This is a genomic window from Actinokineospora lacus, assembly GCF_053813445.1.
Genome location: NZ_JBQERA010000001.1, coordinates 77210 through 101957, shown reverse-complemented (window position 1 = coordinate 101957; position 24748 = coordinate 77210). Strand labels below are relative to the sequence as shown.

The window sequence follows — 24748 nt, the reverse complement described above, 5'->3', positions numbered from 1 at the left end:
AGGGCCTGATGAACACCACCACCGACAGCGCACCGGAGACGCTGCGGGATGCCATGGTCGACAACATCAAGCAGGCCGGATACGCCCGCAGTCGTGCGGTCGAAGCCGTGATGCGCACCGTGCCCCGCCACGAGTTCGTGCCCGAGGCCACCGTCGCTGACGCCTACGCCGACATCGCGGTCATAACCAAACGCGCTGCCGACGGCTCGGCCCTCAGCTGCGCCTCGGTGCCCACGGTGGTCGCGATGATGCTCGACCAACTCGACGTCCACCCCGGCCACAACATCCTTGAGATCGGTGCGGGCACCGGCTACAACGCTGCCCTCCTCGCCGAGCTCACCGGCCCGAACGGCCGCGTCACCACCGTCGACATCGACGACGAGGTCACCGCCGGAGCCCGCCGCGGCCTCGACGCCACCGGCAACCACCACGTCCAGGTCATCACCCGCGACGGCGCGCTCGGCGCACCCGAGAACGGCCTCTACGACCGGATCATCATCACTGTCGGCGCCTGGGACCTGCCCGCTGCGTGGTGCGAACAGCTCGTCCCCGGCGGGCGCCTGGTCGTGCCCCTGCGCTGGCGCGGACAGACCCGCAGCGTCGCGTTCGTCCGCGACGGCGACCGCCTCATCTCCGACCGCATCGACCTCTGCGGGTTCGTCCCCATGATCGGCCAGGAAGGCGAACACAGTGGCACCATCGACACCGACGGGCTGGTCAGCCTCTACTTCGACGTCGACCAGGACATCGACCCCGCCGCCCTGCGCGGTGTGCTGGAGCAGCCCAAGACAACCGTGTGGTCCGGTGTCACCGTCGGCCCTCAGGACCCGTTCGACGGTCTGTGGCTCAACCTCACCGCGATCGACCCCGGAACCTGCCGCATCGCCGCCGACAAGGAAGCCGTCACGAGCGGCCTATGCACCCCGGTGATCCCCATCCGCACCCCCGCAATCACCGACGGCACCAGCATCGCCTACATGACCCACCGCCGTCTCGATGGGCCCGAACGGCTTTCCGAACTCGGCGCGATCGGCCACGGTCCCGCCGCTCAGCACCTTGCCGAGCGGTTCAGCAGTCAGATCACCGTGTGGGATCGCGACCGCTTTCACCAGCCACGCATCGACGCCTACTCCGCTGGCGCCCTGGTTACCGCGCCGCACACCGGAATGTTCATTGATAAGCAGGATAGCTGCCTCGTGCTGTCGCCCTGAATCTCACAGAACCGTTCGGAACCCGGTTCGACCAATATCGGGCTTGGCACTGGCGGCGTCACATCACATCGGTCAATCGACGGAGATCGTCTCCCGGAGTCGGCTCGGTCCAGGTCATACCCGCCGCGCGACGGGTCGCTGAGCTCCGGGCCGCTCCGGGGCGACTCGTCCAAGTTGGCCAGCGGAGCCACAAAGAAGTGCTGCACAGCGGCCCCACCGTCAGACGGCGAAATGAATAGGAACACCTGAGACGCATCCGTGGCCTTCGCAGCCAGTTTCTCCGCCAGCTCCCGGTACAGAGCCCCTTCACCAAGGCCTCGGTGTCCTCGTCACCGCCGCCGGGCGCGGTTCAGTAAGGCGCCTGCCCTGACTTGATCCGTTGATCGATACCGATCGGCCGAGGTCGTCGATCAAAGCCCGTGGCGCACGTTGTCCCACTGTCACCGTCATCTTGGACCGTGCTGTCACTCCCTCGAGCGTACGGCTGGAAGCAATCTGATTACTCGACGCCGCGCTGTTGCCAACCGTGTCCGCCATCGTGCGCACGTTCTCAGTCTGAGGACGCGTTGGCTCGGGTTCCGTTGCCCTTCGAGACATAGCGGGGCGCCATTGCCTCCATCTGCTCGATCACGAGCCTGATGGCTTCAGGCTGCTTGTCCGGCGGGTACTTATACTTCACGAGCAGCCGTTTGATCGACGATCGGAGCTTGGCCCGGACGTCGTCTCGCACCGTCCAGTCGGTCTTGACGTCGCGTTGCATGACCGCCACCAGTTCGCGTGCGATCTGGGCAAGCACGTCGTCGCCCTGGAGTTCAACGGCGGACTCGTTGGTGCTGACCGCGTCGTAGAACGCCAGCTCGTCGTGGGACAGGGGCGGATCGAAGTGCTGGCCGCGGTTGCCCTCCGCGGCGACTTCCTTGGCCAGTTCGATGAGCTCGGCGATCACCTCAGCTGAGGTGAGCTGCTGGTTGGTGTACTTGCGCATCAGCTCGGCGATTCGCTCGGAGAACGCCCGCTGACGCACGAGGTTGTGCCGCGTGACGTGATCCGACTCCTCAACCAGCAGGGCGCGCAACGCCTCGATGGCGAGGTGCGGGTTCGACGCCGATTGGGCCTTGAGCTGAAACTCCGGGCCCAGGTCGGACAGCGACGGCTTCGGCAAGCCGGCGGCGCTGTAGATGTCGATGATCTCACCAGAAGCGGTCGAGGTGGCCACCAGCGCGGAGAGCATCCGCTGGATCTCCTCCGGCACAGGCTTGCCCTCGGCCTGCCGCTGTTGGGCGTCGAACTTGCCCATCCACACGCGGACTTCTTCGTAGAACCTTGCCGTGACCCGGAGGTGTTCGAGGGTCTGGTTGCCCGAACACAGCGCCCACGCACGAGCCAGTTGGTTGGCCAGCTTGCGGAAGCGGTCGCCGAGCGTCTCCTCGCCTTCTGGCACTTGGTTGCCGGGGGTGGTGGGTGAGCGCAGGTAGTTGGTGAGCCCGTAGGCGGCCTTGACCCAGCTCTTCGGGCCTCCATCCAGCTTCTCCCGCCACGGGTAGCCGGCGCACAGCCCGTCGAGGGAGGCGATGAGCGTAGTGGTGAGGTCGACGGCCTCGTCGACGTGCTTGCCGATTGGTTTCTTGGCCCTGTCGGTATCGGTGTACTCGGAGAGTGCCCTGCTCAAGTTGTCCGCCAGCGGCGCGTAGGCGACGAGCAGGCCGTCCGGCTTGCCGCGGAAGGTGCGGTTCACCCGGGCCAGGGTCTGCATCAGCAGCGCGCCCTTGAGAGGGCGGTCGAGGTACAGCGTGTGCAGCGGTGGCGCGTCGAAGCCGGTGAGCATCATGTCCTTGACGATGACGATCTGGAGCTCGTCGTCAGCGTCGCGGAGCCGCTTCTGGATGACCTTGTTCTGCCCATCACGTCGGATGTGCTTGGCCACCGGCATGACGTCCTGAGCCGAGCCGGAGTAGACGACCTTGATCACGCCCTTATCGACGGCATCGTGGTGCCAGTCCGGCTTGAGCTTGATGATCTCGTCGTAGAGGTGGGCGCAGATCTCCCGGGTCGCGCCGACGATGAACGCCTTGCCGGGGGAGCCGATGAACTTGCGCATCTGCTCCGAGCGGGTCTCCCAGTGCTGGACGATGTCGGCGGCCAATGCCTCCAGCCGTGCGGGTGCCCCGTACACGGCGTTGATCACGGCAACGGACTTCTCGATCTTGGCGCGTTCCACCTCGTCAAGCCCGAGAGTGGCCTCATCCGCGGCCCGGTCGAGATCCTCTTCGCTGACGTCCTTGGTCAACCCGACCTTGATCAGGCGTGGCTCGAAGTAGACCGGGACGGTGGCGCCGTCGTCGACCGCACGGGTGAGGTCGTAGATGTCGATGTAGTCGCCGAACACCTCTCGGGTGTTGCGGTCGTCGAAGGAGATCGGCGTTCCGGTGAACGCGATCAGCGCGGCGTTGGGCAGGGCGTCCTTGAGGTGGCGGGCGTAGCCGTCAAGGTCGTCGTAGTGGCTGCGGTGGGCTTCGTCGGCGATGACAATGATGTTGCGGCGGTCCGACAGCAGCGGATGATCCAGCCCGGCGTCCTTCTCGGCCTTGCTGAGACCGAACTTCTGGAGCGTGGTGAAGTAGATGCCGCCCGTCGCCCGGTTGGCCAGCTCGTCGCGTAGTTGCGCGCGGGTCGTCACCTTGATCGGGGACTCGCTCAGCAGGCAGGACCGGTTGAAGGTTTCGAACAGTTGCCCGTCCAACTCCTTGCGGTCGGTCACCACGATGATGGTCGGGTTCTTGAGCTTGGGCTGTGCGGCCACAAGGTGGGCGTACAGCTCCATCTCCATCGACTTGCCCGACCCCTGGGTGTGCCACACGACCCCGGCCTTGCCGTTGCTCTCCACGGCGGCGACGGTCGAGCCCACCGCTTTGGTGACCGCGAAGTACTGGTGAGGCTTGGCGATCCGCTTCGCGTACCCCTCTGCCCCGCCGTCGAATGCGGTGAAGTTCCGTTGTAACTGGAGGAACCGCTCCGGATTGAACACGCCCTCAATCAGGAATTCCAACTCGGTGCCGAGGTGCACGTCATCGAGCGGTTCGCCGAGCTTCACCTGCTTGCCGTCATCATCGACGTTCCACGGCGAGTAGTGGTTCAGGGGTGTGAACGGCGTGCCGTAGCGAGCGGTGATCCCGTCGCTGATCACGGTCGCCACAGCGAACCGGAACGCCATTGAGAACTCACGCAGGTACGTTGCCAACTGGGCATGCGCCGCGTCCAGGTCAGCCTTGGCCGCGCCCGCCTGCTTCAGCTCGAAGATCGCGACCGGCATGCCGTTGAGATAGAGCACGACATCGAAGCGGCGCTCGACCTCCGCCGTGCGGACGGTGACCTGGTTGACCGCGAGCAACTCGTTGTCACCGACCTGGTGACTGACCAGCCGGATGGTCGGATTCTGCTCGACGCCGTCGGCGTCGATGTAGCTGATCCCGCGGTAGCCCTGGGTACAGATCTGGTGCAGCCGGTCGTTCTCGGCGATCGCGTCCTGTGAGGTCGGCTGGACGATCTCCGCCATCGCCTGCTCCAGGTATTCCGCCGGCACCTGCGGGTTCAACTCCCGCATCTTGGCCAGCATCCGCCCAGGAAGCACGATGTCGTCCCATGACGCCCGACCGTTCTCAGCGCCCGGCGCGATGGAGGTCCCAGGGAGCGACCGCCACTCCTGCTCAGCTAGCGCCTCCAGCGCAATGCCTTCCCAGTCCGCCTCACTGAACCCCGATCGCCCCTCCATCACACGACCCCCTTCACGACTTTCTCTGCGTCCTGTACACGGACTTTTCCAGACATCAGTAGGGGTAGTAGCTCATCGCGCACATTCGCAATCTTCTTCGACTCCCTAATAATCTGCGAGGCGTGCGCATGAAGTGGTTCAACTTCTTGCGAGAAGCTAAGCGCAATCCCCACATCAGGGGTCCGAACCCGGAACTGCTTGAACCTGCCCCTGCTGAGTTCGAGGAAAGTTGCACCGTTGGCGTGACTGACAAACTCGGCGACGCGTGCGCGCATCTCATGAAAGAGCCAAAGTTGGTACCTGGAATCTTTGGCATTGACGACGATGAAGCCCTGATTTACTGCGATCGGTGACTGCGCGATGGCGAAAGCGCCAATAGTCGCTCGCGACGTCATCAAGATTGAACCTCGGGGGTATAGGGTCGAGGCGCACGAGTCTAGCCCCGCCTGAGTGATCATCCGGCCTGTAGAAAATAGGTAAGGGCCGGGGAGGCTGGTCACATCAGTCGGGGTTGCCCACAAGATGTCACCATTCCAGTAATCCTCGACCGCGGTCTTTGGTGTTCCGCCTCCGCTTACGCTAGCTATTTCGTCAAAGGTCTTATCGCTAGGTAGAATACCGTTGACCGCGTGTGCGAACTTGGCATCACAGAGCTCCACGCATAGGTGTAGAACCCGGTCGTTGGCTGCGATCTTGTCGTCGAGTGCTCCCAAGACCTCTCCGACGGCCCGTTGCTCCCTGATCGACGGCAATTCGAGGTTGATGGACCGCTGATCGGTGAGACTCACGTAGGGTGCCATGTCAGTCTGACCTTTCAGCACCTCAAGTTGGCGTGCAAAGCTCGGGGACTGCATGGCGTACCGGAGATAGTGCTGATCGAGCGCCGTGGGGTCGAGCGAACGCCAGAACGTGGTCTGCGGTGAACACACGAAGCCAGGTGAATTCATGGGCGCCACTGCGACGCGCCCAACGGTTCCCTTGTGGGAGAGAATTACGTCTCCCGGCTTCCCGATACCCTTGCGGATTCGCATCCGGGCGACTGCGTTGATTTTGCCAGCACCGACGAAGTCGATAGTGCCACTCGACATGTCGGCGGCCCGAATGAAGGGCACCCCGATTTCGACGAATTCGTCCGGGCGGGGCCGGTATTCGCCGTGGTTTCCGTCTTCCACGAGCAGTACTCGCTGGGCGACCAAATCGCTAACCTTCTTTTGTGTCACGACAGACGCTCCAACTGCCGACGGGCGGTCTTCTCCGTGTGGGCCGCCTCATCAAAGGCACCCAGCAGTTCCTTAGTGAGGCGTTGGATCTTATCGTCGATGGCCTCGCCGTCGTCCTCGATCTCAGCGGCACCGACGTAGCGGCCCGGAGTAAGCGCATAGTCGGCGGCCTTGATGTCGGGGATGCCCACCGACTTACAGAAGCCAGGGATGTCCTCGTAGATCAGGTTCTTCTGCGCGGCGGAGCGGGTACCGCGCCAGGCGTGGTAGGTGCCAGCGATCTTGGCGATGTCCTCGTTAGACAGGGCGCGTTCGGCGCGGTCGACCATGTAGCCGAGTTCGCGGGCGTCGATGAACAGCACCTGACCGGATCGGTCAACCGCGCCATGCTTGCCGGCGCCCTTGTCCTTGGTGAAGAACCAGACGCAGACCGGGATGCCGGTGCTACGGAAAAGTTGTGTCGGCAACGCGACCATGCATGAGACGAGGTCGGCCTCGACGATCTGGGCGCGGATGGTGCCTTCGCCGTTGGAGTTCGACGACATCGAGCCGTTGGCCATAACCACGCCAGCGCTGCCGCCTGGGGCGAGCTTGTACAGGATGTGCTGAATCCAGGCGTAGTTGGCGTTGTTGGTGGGTGGGACGCCGAACTTCCAGCGTGGGTCTTCGGTGTTGCGTGACCAGTGCTTGATGTTGAACGGCGGGTTGGCCATCACGTAGTCCATCTGGACGTCCGCGTGCTGGTCACGGGCGAACGTGTCGCCCCACCGGGCCCCGAGGCCCTTGTTGTCGATGCCGTGGATGGCGAGGTTCATCTTCGCCATCCGCCAAGTCTCCTCCAGGCTCTCCTGGCCGTAGATGGCGATGTCCTTCGGGTCGCCATTGTGTTCGTAGATGAACTTCTCCGTCTGCACGAACATTCCGCCCGAGCCGCAGCACGGGTCGTACACACGGCCCCGCGAAGGCTCCAGCACCTCAACGATCACCCGGACGACGCTGGGCGGGGTGAAGAACTCGCCACCGCGCTTGCCTTCCGAGCGGGCGAAGTTGCCGAGGAAGTACTCGTAGACCTCGCCCATAAGGTCACGGGCGCGGTGCTCGCCCTGGCGGCTGAACCTGGTGCTGTTGAACAGGTCGATCAGCTCGCCGAGGCGTCGCTGGTCGATGTTGTCCTTGTTGTACAGGCGGGGCAGCGTCCCTTGCAGCGTCGGGTTCGCGCGCATGACGATGTCCATCGCGTTGTCGATGAGCCAGCCGATCGTCCTGGCCTGCTCGGCGCCGGAAGCGGGCAGGCCCTTGGCGTGTTCGGCCAGATAGGACCAGCGTGCGGCCTCCGGTACGACGAACACCCCGTATCCCTGGTACTCCTCAGGGTCGTCGATCAGGTCGGCGATCTGCTCCTCGTCGTAGCCCTCGGCCGCCAGGTCCGCGCGGATGGCCTCGCGGCGTTCGTCATAGGAATCCGAGACGTACTTGAGGAACACCAAGCCGAGGATGACGTCCTTGTACTGGTTCGCGGACAGCGAGCCGCGGAGCCGGTCGGCAGCCTTCCAGAGGGTGTCCTTCAGCTCCTTCAAGGTCGACGGTGCCGACGGTTCCTTCTTCGTGCGGGGGGGCATGCTGCCCGTCCTTCCTACTGTGTTGTTCGCGTCGTGAGAGTCACTGCGCCTGCGGCGACTCCGCCGATCATGGCCGTGACGAGATCCCGCGTCGCGTCCAGGTGCCGCCGGAGGGTGGTCTCGTGGTTCGCCGCGGCGAGAAGCGCCTCTTCTAACTGCTCCACCTCGGAGGTGTCGAGGATCGGCACGCTCCAGGTCTGCCACTCTGTGGGCTCGTTCGGCAGCCGGTTGATGATCGCCGCCACCGCGTGGGGGCCGATCCCAGCTTGCGAATCGATCCGGAGGATCTTCGACGGAGAGGCCACCAGCGATCCGCCGTGGTCGTCGACCCTCGCGATGGGGCGTGGCCGTTCCGCGAACACCACGTCCCCTGGATCTGTTCGGACGGCACGCGGGTACAGCCGCGCCGCATCGAACGGGTCGAGGCGCGCAGTGCCATGTGGCTCGGTCGCGGACAGGACCGCGACGGAACCAGCAGGATTGTCGTGACCGTGGTCGATCCGGCTGCCGCGGAGCACCCGCACGTGTCCCAGGTATTTCAGTTCGCCCAGTGACCGCCTGCGCAGCAGCATCGCGCCGGAGGCGCGTTCGGCCAGCACGTCGAAAGGCTGGATCGGCTCGCTCGTCACCAGGGTGGCCGTGTTAATGACGGCGAGGTGCCGCTCGATCTCCGTCGTCGCGAGCCGCAGTGCTCGCACCCCACGGGGCACGACGACAGTGCGGGCACTCAGGATCGGCGGGAGGTCGTGCGGGCGAAGATAGCGGAAGGCACGACCTCGCGCGGAAGCCAGCACGCCGGTCACGTCGGAGGCGAGGTCGCCGAGGTCCAGCTCCTCTCGGGTGAACGCGGCCAAGTCGGCGACCAACGGCCGTTGCATTGCCCCTCCAGTCGCGCAGACCCACAGGCCTAGCGCCTGCCGGTGCGCCTCACGCCACATGCCCCGAGGAAGGCGCAGCGCGACGGCGAGGCTCTCCGAGCGGAGAGTCTGCGCTCGGTGCCGCTCCTGCTCTCCCTGTAGCTCGTCACACAGAACGCCAGCCGGGCCGACGACGACCGCGAGTTCACCCTCGCCGAGATCGAGCACGAGGTTGTCGACCAGGTCGAGCACCTCGTCAACGGGCCTGCCGATAGCCGACAGCACTCGGACGCCAGGGCCTGCCGCGTCGTCGACGGTCTCGATCTCGCGAATCGCCGCCCTACGTCTGATGTCCCGCAACTCCGGAGTGCCGCCGGGCACCACGAGATGGGTGAAGGTGTCGGCAAGCGCGAGCGTCACGCTCGACGCCGGGCCGACGTGCACGAGCGGCACGCCCTCGGAGCCGAGGTGGAGGGCACAGGCTTCGGCGACGGCGTGGATGAGGTCGACTGCGTCGGAGGTGAGATCACGAGTGCCCAGCGTCCGCGCGGCCCTTCCTTGGTCCAGCCGGTCGAGTGCCTCGCGCGGGCCGTACGACGCCTCAACCAGGTCGTTGATGAACCGCAGCGTGCAGACGGCCGGCACGGAAGCCTCCACCTCGCGGAACAGCACTCGGTCGTCGGGATCGACACCGCGCGCCAGGGTGATGCGGTTCTCCGCTGTCGTCTCCGCCAGTTCCTCCCCCGTCAATACTGCGAGGCAGAGCCACGTGACGAGTTCATCCAGGGGCACGTCATCGGGCACGCTTAACGCTGGTGCGTCGAGATTCGCCTCGGGGTTGTTACCCCGGCCTGTGCGCTCCAGCCACTCGACGATGTCTTCGCGACGGAACCGCTCTGTCCCACCCGAGACCTCGACAGGTTCGGGGAAGGGCACATGCAGACCGCGGACGCGCGGCCGGTTGCGCCACATGCTCACGACCGGACGACGGACACGAGCAAGATCCGCGACGTCCTGCAACGTCAACGTAGGCGCCGCGTTCTCCACAGCACACCTCCACGGTCAGTCTTCCGTCCACCCGGAGAGTACGAGGACGCAGACTAGATTGCAGGTGCTTGCTACTGATAACCCGGCTTATCTAGGTTCCTGTTACGCGTAGCAGCCACCATGGTCGAGTCTTGCCGCACGAGCTGCTGGTCGTCGGCAGCGCGAGACGCAGAAGTAGGCAATAGGGCCGACGCCTGTCACTCGATAGGCCGCTGACTGCGCACGGAGTGCGTTCCATTCTGGCGAATCGGGAACACATGTGCGTAGCGTGGCGGGTGCGGAGAGTCATACGTCGGTCACGAACCCTGTGAAGGGTGGGCTAGATGGGCGCGGACGAGCGTGGAGCTGAGATAGGGGACGGTGCCTCGACGGACGGTCTGACCGTCGAGGAGTTGGTCGACTACGAACTCGGTGGCGAGACCGGTTCAGCGAACGAAGCGGTAGGGGACCCGTTCTTCGTTTCCAAGAAGTCGGCCGCAGTGTTTAAGCATGCGCTGCTAAAGAACTACTTTCCGAAGTTCGCTGGGAAGACTGCCTCGACGGAAACCAGCAAGCGTCTCGTCTATGTCGACACCCATGCGGGTCCGGGCCTGTACGAGGATGGGACGCCAGGCAGTCCACTCCTGATCGCTCGGAACGTATCGGGGATGCTCGGTGCCTCTGGTGCTGCGCACAGGAATATTGCGTCCGTGTTCGTTGAGGCGCGACCTGACAGCCACTTGCGACTTGAAGCTGTGCTACGAGCCAACATGCCGGAGGGAGCGGAGTGGCGAGCTCAACGGGGCAAGGCAAGTGCCCACTTGGGCGAAGCGTTGAAGTTCGCAGGTGACGATCCGCTGTTCATGTTCATCGACCCTTATGGCTTGGGTCCCAGCTTTGACGAAGTTGTAAGAGTTCTTACCCGTCCCCGTAAGGGATGGGGCAGCAAGACCGAGATCCTGCTGAACTTTATCTCGATGGCGTTCTCCCGGGCAGGAGGTTTCCTAAATACAGAGTCGCCCACCGGACAGCAGCAAACCACCCTCGATCGGCTAGACGCGGTCTTAGGTGGTCCTTGGTGGCGTCAGGTTTACTTGAAGCACTCCTCCGGAGGGCGAGCTGTGGAAGAGCTCGTCAACGGGTACGCACAACGACTTTGTGCTGTGGTCAACGAACGGATACGCGCAGTTTCTAAGGGAAAGTGTCAGGCTACATTGATTCCGGTAAGGAACACTCCAGAGCAAGACATACCGGTGTACTGGTTGGTGCACTTCACCTTCCATCCGCACGGGAGGTGGTGTATAGCCGAAGCTGCGGCCAAGGCCAACGCGACTTGGCGTGAGAACAACCACCAAATCGCACTGAGCAAGCGCTTGGCACTGGAAGCGCAAGGCGATCAGGGGGACCTCTTCGGTGGAGCGCTGATACCGGAGATCACCCAGGGCGAGTACGAGCGGATTGAGCGGCAGCGGCACGAGGAATGGACCGGCCAGATCGAAGCCAACCTTGAACAGCTCGTTCGAACTCGTGGCCACGTAAACGTGTGTGATGACATGGCATTGATCTTCGGGGCCACCCTAGGTCTCGCCGAGGGCAAGCACCTCAAGAAGGCTTGGGAACGGCTTTCGAAGCACGGACTTGTGAGGCCGCGGGACACCAAGGTCGTGATCGAGAAGCAGTCCATTTGGCGGGCGTGACATTGGGCCCGGTCATCCAGAGGTTCGGCCAGCTTCCACCAATTGGGGCATCTCGTCCCACACTCGGCCGTCGAGTTCCCTGCCGCCTGCCTTCGGTGTGCGTCCGCCCCATTGTTTGTGGAAGAAGGCGACTTCAGAATTCAAGCACGCGTCCCGAATCTCTCGTACCCAGGCCGAATCAACCGGACGAGCGTTGGGCCCAGATTCGCCACCGGTGATGACCCACGCGATGCCGTTCAGGTTGAGGTTCGGCAACGGGCCCAAGAGCGGCTCGCACGACAGGAAGCGTACTGCTGCCGGTACTTCCCTGAGATCGTCGACGCGGCTTACCTTGGTCGAGTCCTCCACGCTGACGCCCATCCACACGTTCGGCGGCCAGTCCAGTTTACCGGCGAGCTTGCGAAGGCGGGCTGATCGCTTGGTCAGAACTTGGTAGGTGTGCTGCGGAGTGTTCGCCATCACCTGGAACACCTGCCGGACGAAGGTCAACGGCACCTTGGCGTGGAACAAGTCGCTCATCGAGTTAACGAAGACCACCCGCGGACTCCGCCAGTGGTAGGGCTGGTCGAGTGTGTCCGGATGCAGCGCGACTCCGAAACCAGGCCCTGACGTTCTTGGATCGCCGTCCGTTTGGTACTTCTCGGTCCCCATCGCCTTAAGGCGCTTTGCCAGCGCCAACGCGTAGCAGTTGTCGCAACCCGCAGAGATCCGATCGCAGCCCGTCGTTGGGTTCCAGGTGACCTCGGTCCACTCGATCGTCGAACGACCAGCCATCACACACTCCTGTTCAGCGCCACAGTCTGCCTGCAGGCTGATCTTACGAGAAGCTCGTAAGAAAATGTCGTAAGCTCGATCGCATGGCTTCACTAGATCGGGTCCATCTGCGGGAGATGTCGCAGGCCGCCTTCGGGCAGCGCTACCGCCTTGAGGTCATGCTTGCGGTGCTCGACACCGACGACGGCTTCGTCTCCCTCACCGATCTTGCAAACCGCCTCGACGTCACCATCAGCAACCTCCAGGGATCGCTCCGTGCTCTCGTCACCCTCGGCTTGTTGACACCGATCCCCCATGGCGATTCCCGGCACCGGTTCTACCTACGCAACCCCAGCAAGGCATGGGCCTGGGCGGAGGAGTTGCGAGCACAGTCTCAAGCGCAAGCAAATGTGGTCGAACCGCGTTGACGGAGGCCGACACCGTATGCGTGTTCGGCAGACGGGTGGAGGACTGATCACCACGGCATCCGATGTATTCGCTGGTCCAAGACAGCGGCCAGTTAGCCACCCCAAGTCCCAGGTGAAGTGACAAACGGACCGGTCGAGACGCGCTCACCGCGATCGCCGTAGCGGTGCCCCGGTCCGTCGTCCAGAGCACCGCCATCGGACCGCTATTGACCAGCCTCGTCGATGCGGGAGCCCTCGGCGATCAAGTGATGCAGAGCTGCGGCCATGCCGAGAGTGCCGACCGGCAGGGTTGCGACCACAGCGGTTACCCACCACGGAGCCACGGTGGTCCCGGCGGCCTCCATCAGGTGGTACGCCACTTGACCGGCGGCACCAACCAGTAGGGACGACAGCGCCGACCAGGAGGCGAACTGGCGGGCGGCCTGGCCGTGGGCTCGACCGCTGAGCCACACCGAGAGTGCGAAGGCCGAGTACACCTCGACACTAATCGGAAGCGTGATCGCCAGGTCGATCGTGAAGGTGGCGATGCCAGGCAGCGGCTCGACTGGGCCGAAGCCAGCCATCCGGCCGAGACCGACCCAACCGCCCCAAATCGCTACGAATGCCGGGAGGGCGATCAGCAAGAGCGGCCAGCGCCGTGCCGGGTGCACTCGGCCGCCCGGACGGGCGCGGGCGGCTGCGGTCTCCGTGATCGGCTCGCCCGGTGTGTGATCAACAACAACCGGCGGGTGGGCGTGGGACGGCTCGGGTTCGCCCGTCGGCCGCCCGGGCGGGTTGGGCGTCAGGTGGGCGGGTGTGTCCTCGCCTGCTGGGGCGTCGGATGGGGTGGCGCCCGAGCGGAGAACGTCGGAAGGCTGGTGCCGGGACTTCTGCTCGGCGGCGAGTGCGTCGAGGGCTTGGCGGACTGCGTGCTCGGTGACGCCGAGGTCGCGGGCGAGTCGGCGGCGGCCGGGGCGAACGCCGGTGCGGGCCAGGTCGTCGGCTACTCGGGTGCGGACTGCGTCGACCAGAGTTCCGTTGGTCATGGTTGCGTCAGCCACGGTGGGCCGCCTTGAAGGTCGATGGGTGACAGCGAGGGCATGGACGTGGTGGCCGCGACTGGGTGGTGATCATGCGGGCGGCGGGGTGGTCGGTTGGGCGAGCATCGCATCGCCCGCATGGCGGGGGCAGCGGCGGACGGTGGGCGTCCGTGCCGGGACGGTCGTTGCGAAGGTAGGGGCCGGTGCTGCGGATCACCGCGACGAGCAAGCCGAGTGGGTTGGTTACTTGGTCTCCGGTGGTCTCGCGCTCCAGGTGGGCGATCAGCTCGGCTTCGGGCGAGGTCTCCAGGAGTGCCGTCACTGCGGCATGGTGCTGCCGGACGATCTGTGTCGTGACCGGGCGTGCTAGCCGCAAGGTCCGCAGGACGCGTGAGCCGGGGGTGTCTGGTGGGGTCTGTCCGGCCGGAGGTTCGTCAGGCAGGCAGACAGCGGCGGTGTGTTCGGCGGAGGCGTCTGACTGCCTGCTGATGGTCTTCTGATCAATTCTCTTCTTATAGGGCGGATTTGCCGCTGGCGGCTGAACCGCTGGCGGGTTGTCCGTCGGCGGGAAACCCGTCGTCGGTCCCGACCTGGGCCAACGTGATCGAACGGGCCGCTTGTCCACAGAGCCTGTGGGCAAGTTGAGGTTTTCGCTGGTCAGAACCGATGACGGGTTATTCGTCGTCGGCCGTGATCTGGTGTTTTGCCACTCGGTGAACGCCTCCGTGACCTTTTCGGCGATCAGTGCGTCGTCGGTGATGCCCAGGGCACGGATCTGGGCGGGTAGGTCGGTGTAGAACCAGGCGCCGCCGCCGAAGGCACCGCCTTCGCGGCGCTCCTGGGCGCGGATCAGGTAGTGGTGGGTCTCCAGCTCGCGGAGGGCGGTGCGGATGGCGTCGCGGCCGTCGCGCATGTCGGCGGCCAGGGTTTCGATGGAGACCTGCCAGCCGTCGGTGTGGGTTGATAGGAGGCCGAAGATGCCCTTGGCCTTGGCGGACAGGCGCGGGTCGCGGAAGACGCCTCGGTGGACCTGGGTGTAGCTGTCGCCGCCCATCGGGCCGCGGGCCAGGGGTGTGCCGCTAAACGTTCCGGGGCTCACAGGACGGCCTCCGCTCGCGACGAGTCGTGCCAGTCGGGCAGGTGTCGTCGCTGGGCCGCAATGTTGTCGGCGTTCCAGGAACGTGCTGTTTCGGCGTCGGTGCCCATTGCTTCGCCGACTTCGGCCCAGGTGGCTCCGTCTTCGCGGGCGTGCAGGATCGTGATCCACCGGCGGCCGGTCATCAGGGTCAGTAGGCGGGTGGTCGCGGCCAGCGCCTCCATGGCGGTCACGGCGGGGACCTCTGCCAGAGCCGCCTTGGCGACCGCGGCGCTCTGCGGGTTGGTGGCGATGCGGGCTTCACGTTCCCACATGGCTCGGTCGCCGTGGGCGTCGATCACGGCGCGGAGCTGCGTCTCGTCGGCGCTGTCCAGCGCCGCGTGCACGTCCAGGGTAGGTGGGCGGTCGGTCAACTTGGGTACCTCTCAGAAGTCCGATGCCCGACCCGGGAGTGGCGCTCGACCGGGCCGGTGTGCTGGTTGATCGGATGTCCTTTTCGGACTGAGAGGTCTCTCTGTGGGTGCCCGAAGGGTGCCCGAACGTTCCGGAACCAGCCGGTACGGATTGGACTGGCGCGGACTCTCATTGCCTCTGACCTGGACTTATCCGGATTGGCGGGACTGGCGCGGACTGGCCAGCACCAGGTAACCGGAACTACGGATCAGAAGGTTAGGGGTTCGAATCCCTTCGGGCGCGCCATACGGATACCGCAGTCGGACCTCGGTCTGACTGCGGTTTATTCTTGTTAAGGCAAGGTCGTCTCCCATGACGATGCTGGCCACGCTATGACGGCCGGTCGAATTGGTAGATGTGGTGTTTGGGGTCGTCGATGGGGTTGTCGGGTGCCAGGTTGGCGGTGGCGATTCTGGTGGCGCCTGCTTTTTCCAGGGCTCGCCAGGAGGCTGGGTTGGCGGCTACTACGGGGACGATGATGGCTGGGGTTCTGGGGTGGTCTTGCCAGGTGTGTTCTACGGCTGTGCGGATGATCTGGGTGCCCAGGCCCTTGCCGGTGAGGGCGGGGTCGGCGATGAAGTAGTCGATGGACATGGCGTCGGGGGGCACGGGGACGGCGGTGGAGAGTTCGGCGAAGTCCTCGGGGTAGTCGGCGATTCGGGAGCGTTGGAGTAGGCCGACCGGGGTGTTGTCGAGGTGGACCACCAGGTCCTCGCAGGGGTCTTCGCCGCGGTAGGTGGGGCCGAAGTCGCGTTCCACGGCTTCCGGGGTGAATTCGTGGTGCCACCAGCGGTGGACGTGGGGGGCGGCCAGCCATTGGGCGAGCATGGGGAAGTCGGCGGGGGTGAGTGTGCGCCAGGTGATCATCGGTTGTCCCGGGAGTGTCGGCGGTAATAGCGGGCTTGGCGGTCGCGGTGGCCGCAGGAGGGGTGGCAGAAGCGGCGGCGGGAGTGGTTCTTGACGAACAGCAGGCCGCAGTCGGGGGCCGGGCAGCGGCGCAGGTTGGTGGCGTCGGCGCCGGTCAGCAGTTCGATGGCGCAGGTGGCGATCCGGCCCAGGAGGGCGGGCTCACCGGTGACGGTGTCGGTCCAGGTGGGGCTCCAATCGCCTGCGCCGTCTTGGTGCAGGGCGAGGGTGGTGGGGGCTGCCGCGGCGAAGGTGTTCAACGTCGCGACCGTGGCTGGGTTCAGCGGGTGGGCGTCGGCTTTGGCGGTGAGCAGGCGGTGGACGCAGTCGCGCAGGGCTCGGGCGCGGGCGTCGCTGACGGGGGGCGGGTCGGGGGTGGCCTCGGCGAACCAGAGGGACGTCCACTCGGGGGTGCGCAGGAAGTCGGTCAGGGTGTCGCCGCTGCCGTAGAGGGTGTTGGCGAACTCCACCGGGAGCGGCTCGGTGCCGAGGATGGGGAACTCGACTGCGGTCATGGGGCTGACGATAGCGGAGGGTTGCAACCGTCAGCCACTGATTAACCGCGAGGCGGCGGCGCTGATCTCGGCCACCGCGGTGTCGAGGGTGCTCGGGTGAACTTTTATTGGCGTTGTGGAGGCTCCCAGCGGTCCGGCGGAGGGGAATCCCAGACGATCCACAGAAAGCTGTGGATCGCCTGGGGATGGATGTACTCCATTCAGGTGGTGGTCCGGCCGAGCAGGCTCGCCGATTCGGGACTGAGCATCCGGCCGGGCACGTCCGGATCGCAGCCGAGGCGGGACAGGCGGGCGCGGATGCCGCCGGGGGAGCGTTGTCGCGCGGTGGCCAGTTCCCGGATCGCCGACGTGGCCGGGGTCGTCTCCGGGTAGCTCTGCCAGGCGCCGCGCAGGGCGGCGTCCTGGTCGTGGTCCCACGGGGCGTGGGCGTTCGGGGCCGAGCCGACGCGGCGCCTGCCCTCCAGGGCGCTGATCGCGGTCAACGCCCTGGTGAGCAGCTTCGACGCCTGCGCGGCGCCGCCGGGCGGCAGGCTCAGATCGCCCTTGGCGACGATGCCGTCCGCGTCGGTCAGGCCGAGCAGGTCGAGGGAGACGTGGCCGTCGTCGTGCGCCGTGACGGTCAGGGTGTAGGTCGTGGTCCGGTGGGTCGCGGTGTGTTCCAAGGTGAATGCCATGCCGCCACGCTAGGGCGGATCGCCGGACCGCCGGAGAAGTTGTCCACAGGGGGTGGAGTTGTCCACAAATCGCTCAGCGGTACTTGCGGTTCCTGCCCGCCCGCTGGGGCTCGGGGTCGGGAACCGCGGCGGGCTCCAGGTCGGCGCGCTCGCGTTCCTCGCGCAGGATTGTCTCCACTGCGTGGTTCGCGCGGCGCAGCCGCCATGCCGCGAACAGGACGATGAGCACGCCCGCCGCGATCCAGAGCATCGTGGTCGCCATAGAGGTCACCCGCCTACCTGCCCGTGTGCCCAGCAGGTACCCCCAAGGGTCTCACCGCATTCCCCGCTCCGCAGACCAATCCTGGCAGAGCGCGGTGAATGCGCACCAATGGAGTAGTGATCCACACCGGCGATGGAAACGTTCGGCGGTTTACTCCGCGGGCTTGGCAGGCATTTCCACTCCGACCGCCTCTTCCGGCGTCGGGTGCGGATGATCCGACGGCCGCGGCATGGTCTCTCTGGCAGGCAACCACACCAGTGCCGCGACCAGCAGCATTGCGCCGGTGACACCGAACGCGGCGGTGAAGGAGAGTTTGTCGGCGAGCAGTCCGGTGATGATCGGACCGAGGATGGCGCCCACGTCGGCGCTCATCTGGAACACCGCGAGCACCTGGCCGCCGCGCGCCTTGCCCAGGACGTCGGCCACCGCGGCCTGCTGCGACGGCGCGTACACCCCCGTCCCCAACCCGGCGACGATCGTGGCCAGGATGAACTCCAGCGTCGAGTCGGTGAACCCGACCCACACCGTCGAGGCCCCGGCCACCAGTAGCCCGACGATGAGCAGGGGCTTGCGCCCGATCCGGTCCGAGAGCCGCCCGGACACCAGCAGCATCGCGACGTTGCCCGCCGCGAACAGCGCCAGCGCCGTGCCCGCGAAGGAGTCCTCGCGCCGCAACACTTCGGTGATGAACAGCGGAATGAGCGCGGTGCGGACGCCGAACACCGCCCACCCGTTGGCGAAGCTGGACATCAGCGACGCTCGGTACCCGCTGTCCCGCAGGGCCGCGCGCAGCGACATGGCGGGTACGGCGTCATCGCCCGCGGGCGCCATGAGGGTCGACTTGCGCAGCGAGAACCACACGATGAGCACCGCGAGCAGCAACGACGCCGCGTAGACCAGGAACGGCGCGCGCAGGGAGATGGCGATGAGCCCGCCGCCGACCATGGGACCCGCGACGTTGCCCAGCAGGAAGCTCGTGCCCCAGAGCCCGGAGGCCCGCCCGCGCAGCGGCGCCGGGGTCAGCCGGATCATCAGCGCGATGCCGGAGACGGTGAACATCGTCGACCCGGTGCCCGCCAGCGTGCGGAGGGCGAGCAGGTGCCAGTACTCCGTGGCGAACGCGCACGCCCCCGTGGTGACCGCGACGACGAGCAGGCCGACGATGTACACCCAGCGCTCGCCGAGCACCGTCACCAGCCGACCCGCCGCCGGCGCGAACACCAGACGGGCCACGGCGAACGCGCTGATCACGATGGACGCGGCCGTGACGCTGACGTCGAAACCGCGGGCGAAGGTGGGCAGCGCCGGGGCGACGAGGCCGAACCCGACCGCGATCACGAAGTTCGCGGCGATGATCACCCACACCTCGTGGGGAAGCGTGGGTGGTTTGGACACCGTGGACACCGCGCTCACCCGAAGGACCCCCCAAGGATTGTTAGCTAGGCAAACTATAGGCCGTCGCCACCCGTTCGGGTCAACTGAGAAGCCGGACCGCGCATTCCCGCACAGGGGAGAACCGCGGAGCCCCCAGGACTCCGCGGTTCTCCGCGCGCTCAGCCGATGTCGCGCCGCCGGAACGCCGTCAGCGCCGCGGCCAGCAGCGCCGTGGCCACCGCGGCCAGCCACAGAAGCGGCGCCACGGTCAGCTCGGCGCCGGGGATCTTCGGCACGTGGGTGAACGGGGAGACGTCCATCACCCACTGGTCGAGCCGCAACGCGGGCCCGAACAGCGTCAGCAGGACCACGGCGGCGAGCACCGCCCACGCGGCGGGCACCGACACCCTCGGCAGCACGCCGAACAGCAGCGCGGCCACCCCGACGACGATCCACACCGCGGCCACCTGCGCCAGCGTGCCCTGCAAGGCATGGCCGACCTGCAGCGGGACATCACCGGCGCGCAGCCCGTGCCCGAGCCCCATCGCCAGACCGGACACGGCCAGGAGCACGGCGGGCCCGCCCAGGGCGAACACCAGGTGCGAGCCCAGCCAGGACAGCCGTCCCGCGCCCGCGGCCAGCACCGGCTCGGCCCGCACGGCGACCTCCTCGGCGCGCATCCGCAGCACGGCCTGCACGCCGTACACCGCGGCCAGCACCCCGAACACGCTCGCCATCGCGGCGAGGAAGGTGTCGACGAGGGCCTGCGAGCCGCCCATCCTGGTGAAGATCTCGCGCACCTGCTCGCTGGTGCCCACCAGGTCGGTGACCCCGCTGGCGATCGACCCGAAGACCGCGCCCACCAGCGCCATCCCCACGGTCCAGCCGAGCAGGCCGCCGCGCTGCAGGCGCCAGGCCAGCCCGAGCGGCCCGTTGAGCGACGCCGGGGCCCGCGCCGGACCCGGCCGCTGCGGCAGCAGGCCCGCGCCCAGGTCCCGCCGCACGACCAGCGAGTACGCCAGCGCGCCGAAGACCAGCGTCGCGCCCACCGGCAGCACCAGCACCCACCAGCGGTCCTCGACGTACGGCTGGGCCAGCTGCGGCCAGCCCAGCGGGGACAGCCAGGACAGCCATCCGAGGGACACGGTGGAGTCGCCGACCCCGCGCAGCAGGAACGCCACGCCGAGCGCGGTCGTGGCCAGCCCGTTGGCCGAGCGGGCGTACTCGGTGAGCTGCGCGGTCGTCGCCGACACCGCCGCGAAGACCGTGCCCGTGCCCGCCACCCCGAGGCCGAGCAGGAACGACGGCCCGCCGGGCAGCCCCGCCCTGGTCAGGCCCGCGGCCATGAGCACGCCGATGACCAGGCTGGCCCCGGCCGCGACCCCGAAGCCCGCGCTCAGCGCGGCGTAGCGGCCCACGACCGCGGAGCCGAGCAGCTCCAGGCGCCCGCTGTCCTCCTCGGCGCGGGTGTGCCGGGTGACGGTGAAGATCGCCATGAGCGCGGTGAACAGGGCCAGGAACAGCCCGTACCGCCACGCGGTGAAGCCGCCCGCGGTGCTCAGGTCGTACGCCTTGCCGTACAGCACGGCGATGGACGGGTTGCTGCCCGCGCTCATGTCCAGCGCCGCGCGGGAGGCGGCGTCGGGGTAGAGCTGGTCGTAGGCGGCGATGGTCGAGGCGGGCACGAGGCCCAGCAGCGCGATCCAGATGGGCAGGATGACCCGGTCGCGCCGCAGGGCGAGGCGGACGAGCGCGAGGGTGCCTTTCATGACCGCACGTCCTGGTAGTGCCTGAGGAACAGCTCCTCCAGGGTCGGCGGCTGGCTGGTGAGGGCCCGCACGCCGGATTCGGACAAGGCGCGCAGGGCGTCGTCGAGCGCGGCGGTCTCCACGTCGAAGGACACGTGGTTGCCCCGGACCTCCAGGTCGTGGACGCCCGCCAGTCCCGCCAGCCCGTTCGGCGGCCCGGCCAGCTCGGCGCTGATGGTCGTGCGGGTGAGGTGGCGCAGCTCGGACAGCGTGCCGGTCTCGACCGTGCGGCCGAGGCGGATGATGCTCACCCGGTCACACAGCGATTCCACCTCGGCGAGGATGTGGCTGGACAGCAGGACGGTCCGCCCGCGGTCGCGCTCCTCCAGCACGCACTCCTGGAAGACCGACTCCATCAGCGGGTCGAGTCCGGAGGTGGGCTCGTCCATGATCAGCAGCTCGACGTCGGAGGCGAGCGCGGCGACCAAGGCGACCTTCTGCCGGTTGCCCTTGGAGTAGGTGCGGCCCTTCTTGCGGGGGTCGAGGTCGAAGCGCTCCAGCAGCTCGTCGCGCCTGCGGTTGTCCAGGCCGCCGCGCAGGCGGCCGAGCAGGTCGATCACCTCGCCGCCGGAGAGGGTGGGCCAGAGCGAGACGTCGCCCGGGACGTAGGCCAGCCTGCTGTGCAGGGCGGTGGCGTCGCGCCACGGGTCGCCACCGAGCAGGCTCGCCTGCCCGGAGTCGGCGCGCAGCAGGCCGAGGAGGACCCGGATGGCGGTGGACTTCCCGGAGCCGTTCGGGCCGAGGAAGCCGTGGACCTCACCGGTTCGCACGGTCAGGTCCAGACCGTCGAGCGCGCGGGTCGGGCCGAACGTCTTGACGAGGCCGGACACCGAGATTGCGGTGGTCATGTTCAGAACTTACTCTGCGTTCACAAAGTTGTGAACGTTAGGAAAGCGTTAATATCGTCGGCGGAGGTGGCTGTGACCGAGAAGGACCCGCAGGCGATCGCGCGCTTCGTGGAACGCTTCGCCCTGCTGCTCGCTGACGGCGGGATGGCCCGCATGCCCGCCCGCGTCTTCGCCTGCCTGATGGCCACCGACTCCGGCCGGATGACCGCGACGGAGTTGAGCGCGGCCCTGACAGTGAGCCCGGCGGCGGTCTCCGGGGCCGTGCGCTACCTGGAGCAGGTCGGTCTGGTGGCCAGGGGCCGCGAGCCCGGCGAGCGCCGCGATCACTACATGGTCAGCGACCACACCTGGATGGAGGCCTTCACCAACCGCGACAAGCTCCTGGAGAACTGGTCGGCCGCCTTGAGCGAGGGCATCGACGCGCTCGGCGAGAGCGGTCCGGCCGCCGAGCGGCTGGCCACGACCCGCCGGTTCTTCATCTTCATCCAGAAGGAACTGGGCCAGGTGATGGATCGCTGGCGCGCCCAAGAGGAGGCGCGTTCGTAGGGCCCTTTGTCGCCGTGTGACGACCAACTACGTAATGTCGCCGCATGACATCTGCGGATGACCCGGCCACGGCCCTGGCTGACGAGCTGACCGCGCTGGTCTTCGACACCGAGCCGCTCAACGCGACCCTGATCGGCGTGCCCGGCTACGACGACCGCCTCGGCGACCCCTCCGCCGAAGCCGAGGCCAGGGCACGCGCGCTGGCCGTCGACATCGCCGCGCGGGCCGCGGCCCTCACCGGCCTCAGCGGGCAGTCCGCGATCACCGCCAAGGTCGTCGCCCAGCAGGCCGGGTCGGTGATCGACCGGATCGACTCGAGGATGACCGAGTACACCGTCACCGACCTGTTCGTCGGGCCCGCCTCCGGGTTGCTGTCGTTCCTGCCGATGGTCGCCCTCCCCGACGCCGACCGCGCCGCGTCCTACCTGGCCCGGCTGCGCGCCATCCCCGCCTACCTCGACGCCGTCGCCGCGCGCCACCGCGAGGGCATCACGGCGGGCCGCGTGCCCGTGCGGCGGCTGGTCGACAACGCCGCCGCGCACGTCGACCGCTACCTCGCCGCGGGCGCCCCGGACCCGCTGCTGTCCCAGGCCCTCACCGGCGAGGACAAGGGCTTCGCCGCCGAGCGCGAGCGCGTGGTCGCCGAGGTCGTGCGCCCCGCCTTCGCCCGCTACCGCCAGGCCCTGGTCGAGGAGATCGCCCCGCACGGCAGGCCCGAGGACCGCCCCGGCCTGTGCGCGCTGCCCGACGGCGAGGCCGCCTACGCCGCGCTCTCCCGCGTGCACACCACCACGGACCGCACCCCCGAGGAGCTGCACCAGACCGGCCTCGACCTCATCGCCGCGCTGCGCGAGGAGTACGCCGAGCTGGGCGAGCGCCTGTTCGGCACCCGCGACCAGGCCGCGATCTTCCAGCGCCTGATCGAGGACCCCGCGCTGCGCTGGCGCGACGGCGACGAGCTGCTCGACGACGCCCGCGCCGCCATCAAGCGCGCCGAGGGCGAGGCGCCGAAGTGGTTCGGCAGGCTGCCCAGCCAGCGCTGCCAGGTCGAGCCGGTGCCCGCGACCGAGGCCGCGGGAGCGCCCGCCGCGTACTACATGGCCCCGTCGCTGGACGGGCTGCGCCCGGGCGTCTACTACGCCAACACCGACCGCGCCGAGGAGCGTGACCGCTTCCTGTCGGAGGTGACCGCGTTCCACGAGGCCGTGCCCGGTCACCACTTCCAGCTCACTCTGGCCCTTGAGCTGACCGACCTGCCGCTGCTGAGGCGCATCGCCGACGTCAACGCCTACTCCGAGGGCTGGGGCCTCTACACCGAGCGCCTCGCCGACGAGATGGGCCTGTACTCCGACGACCTGGCCCGCATCGGCATGCTCGCCATGGACTCGATGCGCGCGGGCAGGCTGGTCGTGGACACCGGACTGCACGCCAAGGGCTGGAGCCGCTCGCGCGCTGTCGCCTACCTGCGGGAGAACACCCCGCTCGCGGCGCTGGACATCAACTCCGAGGTCGACCGCTACATCGCGTACCCGGGCCAGGCGCTGTCGTACATGGTGGGCCGCTTGGAGATCCAGCGCATCCGGCGCGCCGCCGAGGCGCGGTTGGGCGCGGACTTCGACATCCGCGCCTTCCACGACGTCGTCCTGTGCAACGGGATGCTCCCGCTGTCGGTGCTCGATGACGTGGTCAGCGCCTGGTCCTAACGAACCCGCACGCTCGCGATGACCGAGCGGATGTCGTCCTCGGGCAGCGGGGCGGGCTCGTCGGGCCCGCCCTCGCTGTCGCTGACGATCACCAGCATGGCCACCCCGGGCTTGTCGGCCGAGGCGGCGTTGTCCAGGTCGACGGCCACCACGGAGATGAGTCCACCGGTCGCCTGGCACAGCGGGTCCTCGGCGTCGATCTCCAGCGGCAGGGTGACCAGGACGGCCGCGTGGCCGTCGATCTCGGCGGTCCCGGCCTCAACGGTCCCGGGGCGGGCCCCGGTGAAATAGGTGGCGGCGAATTCGGCGGCGAAGCGCTCCGCGGTGGCGCGCGGGGACAGTTCGGCATTACCGCTGCTCTGCACGGCCGCGCTGACAGCGAAAGCACGACTGTATTCCGCGCCGCCGCACGGGTAGAGCCCGAAGCTCGCCGCCCCGGTGAACTCCACGCCCAGGACCTCGGGAGCGGCGTCGGGCATCGGCGTCCAGGACTGCGGGACTCGGTAGGACAGACGCGCGGCCTGGTTGTCGATGTCGATGGCGCCCGGAGGCGCGGTCGTCTGCTGAGGTGCGGGAACGGCGACACCGGACTCGCCGCCGCCGTGGAGAACCACTATTGCGATGACCGCGCCGACAATTGCGATGATCGCCGTGATGCCGATGATCGCGGGCAGCGTCGAGGGGGTATCCGTCACGGTTGGGTCTCGATCCGGCGGGCTCTCCTCGCCGTGCCAGATCGGTTCCTCCTGCCACCCCTGCACGAGGCGACCTTAGCCGCCGAGCGCAGGTCGCGGGGACACTTCCCGCCGATGCCCCATGGTGTCGCGTGGTCCATTCGAGTGAGCGTCCTGTTTCAATTCCGATGAAGCAGACCCCGGAGAAGTGACTAATTGTCCGCTCAGTAGAGTGCGCCTCGCCGGAACGATTGATCATTCCCCGCAGAGAGTTGATCACAGAGTTGATC

The 24748-nt window shown here is 67.2% G+C and carries 21 protein-coding genes; 5 read left to right on the top strand and 16 right to left on the bottom strand.

All coding sequences use genetic code 11. The features are described 5' to 3' along the window. Positions 1 to 8: 8 nt before the first annotated feature. The gene (gene fxlM, locus ACTG9Q_RS00505) at positions 9 to 1211 is read left to right on the top strand and encodes a methyltransferase, FxLD system (protein ID WP_455570541.1); all 1203 of its coding nucleotides are present in this window, start codon (positions 9 to 11) and stop codon (positions 1209 to 1211) included. A 550-nt stretch (positions 1212 to 1761) separates the two neighbouring features. On the opposite strand, the gene ACTG9Q_RS00500 is transcribed toward fxlM, so the two are convergent. From ACTG9Q_RS00500 to ACTG9Q_RS00485, 4 genes are read right to left on the bottom strand one after another with little or no spacing between them, the layout of a single operon-like run. Then, entirely contained in the window at positions 1762 to 4980 is a 3219-nt protein-coding gene (locus tag ACTG9Q_RS00500; RefSeq protein WP_455570540.1) for a type I restriction endonuclease subunit R, read from the bottom strand. Then, positions 4980 to 6200, bottom strand: a complete 1221-nt coding sequence (locus ACTG9Q_RS00495; RefSeq protein WP_455570539.1) for a restriction endonuclease subunit S — start codon at positions 6198 to 6200, stop codon at positions 4980 to 4982. Before ACTG9Q_RS00495 ends, ACTG9Q_RS00500 begins: the two co-directional genes overlap by 1 nt. Continuing rightward, entirely contained in the window at positions 6197 to 7819 is a 1623-nt protein-coding gene (locus ACTG9Q_RS00490) for a class I SAM-dependent DNA methyltransferase (RefSeq protein WP_455570538.1), read from the bottom strand. Before ACTG9Q_RS00490 ends, ACTG9Q_RS00495 begins: the two co-directional genes overlap by 4 nt. 14 nt (positions 7820 to 7833) lie before the next feature. Beyond that, positions 7834 to 9723, bottom strand: coding sequence for a hypothetical protein (locus ACTG9Q_RS00485; RefSeq protein ID WP_455570537.1), 1890 nt, complete (start codon positions 9721 to 9723; stop codon positions 7834 to 7836). 323 nt (positions 9724 to 10046) lie between these two features. On the opposite strand from ACTG9Q_RS00485, the gene tcmP reads away from it, so the two are divergent. Further along, entirely contained in the window at positions 10047 to 11399 is a 1353-nt protein-coding gene (gene tcmP, locus ACTG9Q_RS00480) for a three-Cys-motif partner protein TcmP (protein ID WP_455570536.1), read from the top strand. A gap of 12 nt (positions 11400 to 11411) precedes the next feature. Here the strand turns inward: tcmP and ACTG9Q_RS00475 are convergent, their stop codons facing one another. Continuing rightward, on the bottom strand, positions 11412 to 12173 hold the full coding sequence (locus tag ACTG9Q_RS00475) for a DUF5131 family protein (RefSeq protein WP_455570535.1): 762 nt from the start codon (positions 12171 to 12173) through the stop codon (positions 11412 to 11414). Positions 12174 to 12256: 83 nt separating this feature from the next. On the opposite strand from ACTG9Q_RS00475, the gene ACTG9Q_RS00470 reads away from it, so the two are divergent. Next, entirely contained in the window at positions 12257 to 12580 is a 324-nt protein-coding gene (locus ACTG9Q_RS00470; protein ID WP_455570534.1) for a hypothetical protein, read from the top strand. A 203-nt stretch (positions 12581 to 12783) separates the two neighbouring features. Here ACTG9Q_RS00470 and ACTG9Q_RS00465 read toward each other — a convergent pair whose 3' ends face one another. The 10 genes from ACTG9Q_RS00465 to ACTG9Q_RS00420 all read right to left on the bottom strand — a co-directional run bounded on the left by ACTG9Q_RS00465 (position 12784) and on the right by ACTG9Q_RS00420 (position 21535). Then, positions 12784 to 13620, bottom strand: coding sequence for an ABC transporter permease (locus ACTG9Q_RS00465; RefSeq protein WP_455570533.1), 837 nt, complete (start codon positions 13618 to 13620; stop codon positions 12784 to 12786). Then, positions 13613 to 14698: a helix-turn-helix domain-containing protein gene (locus tag ACTG9Q_RS00460; RefSeq protein ID WP_455570532.1), complete on the bottom strand. Its 1086-nt coding sequence runs from the start codon at positions 14696 to 14698 to the stop codon at positions 13613 to 13615. The genes ACTG9Q_RS00465 and ACTG9Q_RS00460 overlap by 8 nt, the downstream gene beginning before the upstream one ends. Continuing rightward, entirely contained in the window at positions 14695 to 15081 is a 387-nt protein-coding gene (locus ACTG9Q_RS00455; RefSeq protein ID WP_455570531.1) for a hypothetical protein, read from the bottom strand. The genes ACTG9Q_RS00460 and ACTG9Q_RS00455 overlap by 4 nt, the downstream gene beginning before the upstream one ends. Positions 15082 to 15478: 397 nt before the next feature. Next, positions 15479 to 16015: a GNAT family N-acetyltransferase gene (locus ACTG9Q_RS00450; RefSeq protein ID WP_455570530.1), complete on the bottom strand. Its 537-nt coding sequence runs from the start codon at positions 16013 to 16015 to the stop codon at positions 15479 to 15481. Further along, the gene (locus tag ACTG9Q_RS00445; protein ID WP_455570529.1) at positions 16012 to 16569 is read right to left on the bottom strand and encodes a CGNR zinc finger domain-containing protein; all 558 of its coding nucleotides are present in this window, start codon (positions 16567 to 16569) and stop codon (positions 16012 to 16014) included. Before ACTG9Q_RS00445 ends, ACTG9Q_RS00450 begins: the two co-directional genes overlap by 4 nt. Positions 16570 to 16769: 200 nt before the next feature. Continuing rightward, entirely contained in the window at positions 16770 to 17243 is a 474-nt protein-coding gene (locus tag ACTG9Q_RS00440) for a hypothetical protein (protein ID WP_455570528.1), read from the bottom strand. A gap of 73 nt (positions 17244 to 17316) precedes the next feature. Then, the gene (locus ACTG9Q_RS00435) at positions 17317 to 17514 is read right to left on the bottom strand and encodes a hypothetical protein (RefSeq protein ID WP_455570527.1); all 198 of its coding nucleotides are present in this window, start codon (positions 17512 to 17514) and stop codon (positions 17317 to 17319) included. 141 nt (positions 17515 to 17655) lie between these two features. Further along, positions 17656 to 18918: an MFS transporter gene (locus ACTG9Q_RS00430; RefSeq protein WP_455570526.1), complete on the bottom strand. Its 1263-nt coding sequence runs from the start codon at positions 18916 to 18918 to the stop codon at positions 17656 to 17658. Between the two features lie 140 nt (positions 18919 to 19058). Then, on the bottom strand, positions 19059 to 20648 hold the full coding sequence (locus tag ACTG9Q_RS00425) for an ABC transporter permease (RefSeq protein ID WP_455570525.1): 1590 nt from the start codon (positions 20646 to 20648) through the stop codon (positions 19059 to 19061). After that, positions 20645 to 21535, bottom strand: coding sequence for an ABC transporter ATP-binding protein (locus ACTG9Q_RS00420; protein WP_455570524.1), 891 nt, complete (start codon positions 21533 to 21535; stop codon positions 20645 to 20647). The genes ACTG9Q_RS00425 and ACTG9Q_RS00420 overlap by 4 nt, the downstream gene beginning before the upstream one ends. Before the next feature lie 66 nt (positions 21536 to 21601). Here ACTG9Q_RS00420 and ACTG9Q_RS00415 point away from each other — a divergent pair, with 66 nt between their 5' ends. Together ACTG9Q_RS00415 and ACTG9Q_RS00410 are read left to right on the top strand one after the other, a co-directional pair. Further along, positions 21602 to 22081, top strand: a complete 480-nt coding sequence (locus tag ACTG9Q_RS00415) for a GbsR/MarR family transcriptional regulator (protein ID WP_455570523.1) — start codon at positions 21602 to 21604, stop codon at positions 22079 to 22081. Between the two features lie 44 nt (positions 22082 to 22125). Then, on the top strand, positions 22126 to 23784 hold the full coding sequence (locus tag ACTG9Q_RS00410) for a DUF885 domain-containing protein (RefSeq protein ID WP_455570522.1): 1659 nt from the start codon (positions 22126 to 22128) through the stop codon (positions 23782 to 23784). Here the strand turns inward: ACTG9Q_RS00410 and ACTG9Q_RS00405 are convergent. Continuing rightward, positions 23781 to 24479: a hypothetical protein gene (locus tag ACTG9Q_RS00405; RefSeq protein WP_455570521.1), complete on the bottom strand. Its 699-nt coding sequence runs from the start codon at positions 24477 to 24479 to the stop codon at positions 23781 to 23783. The two genes, ACTG9Q_RS00410 and ACTG9Q_RS00405, sit on opposite strands and share 4 nt — an antisense overlap. Between the last annotated feature and the right edge of the window lie 269 nt (positions 24480 to 24748).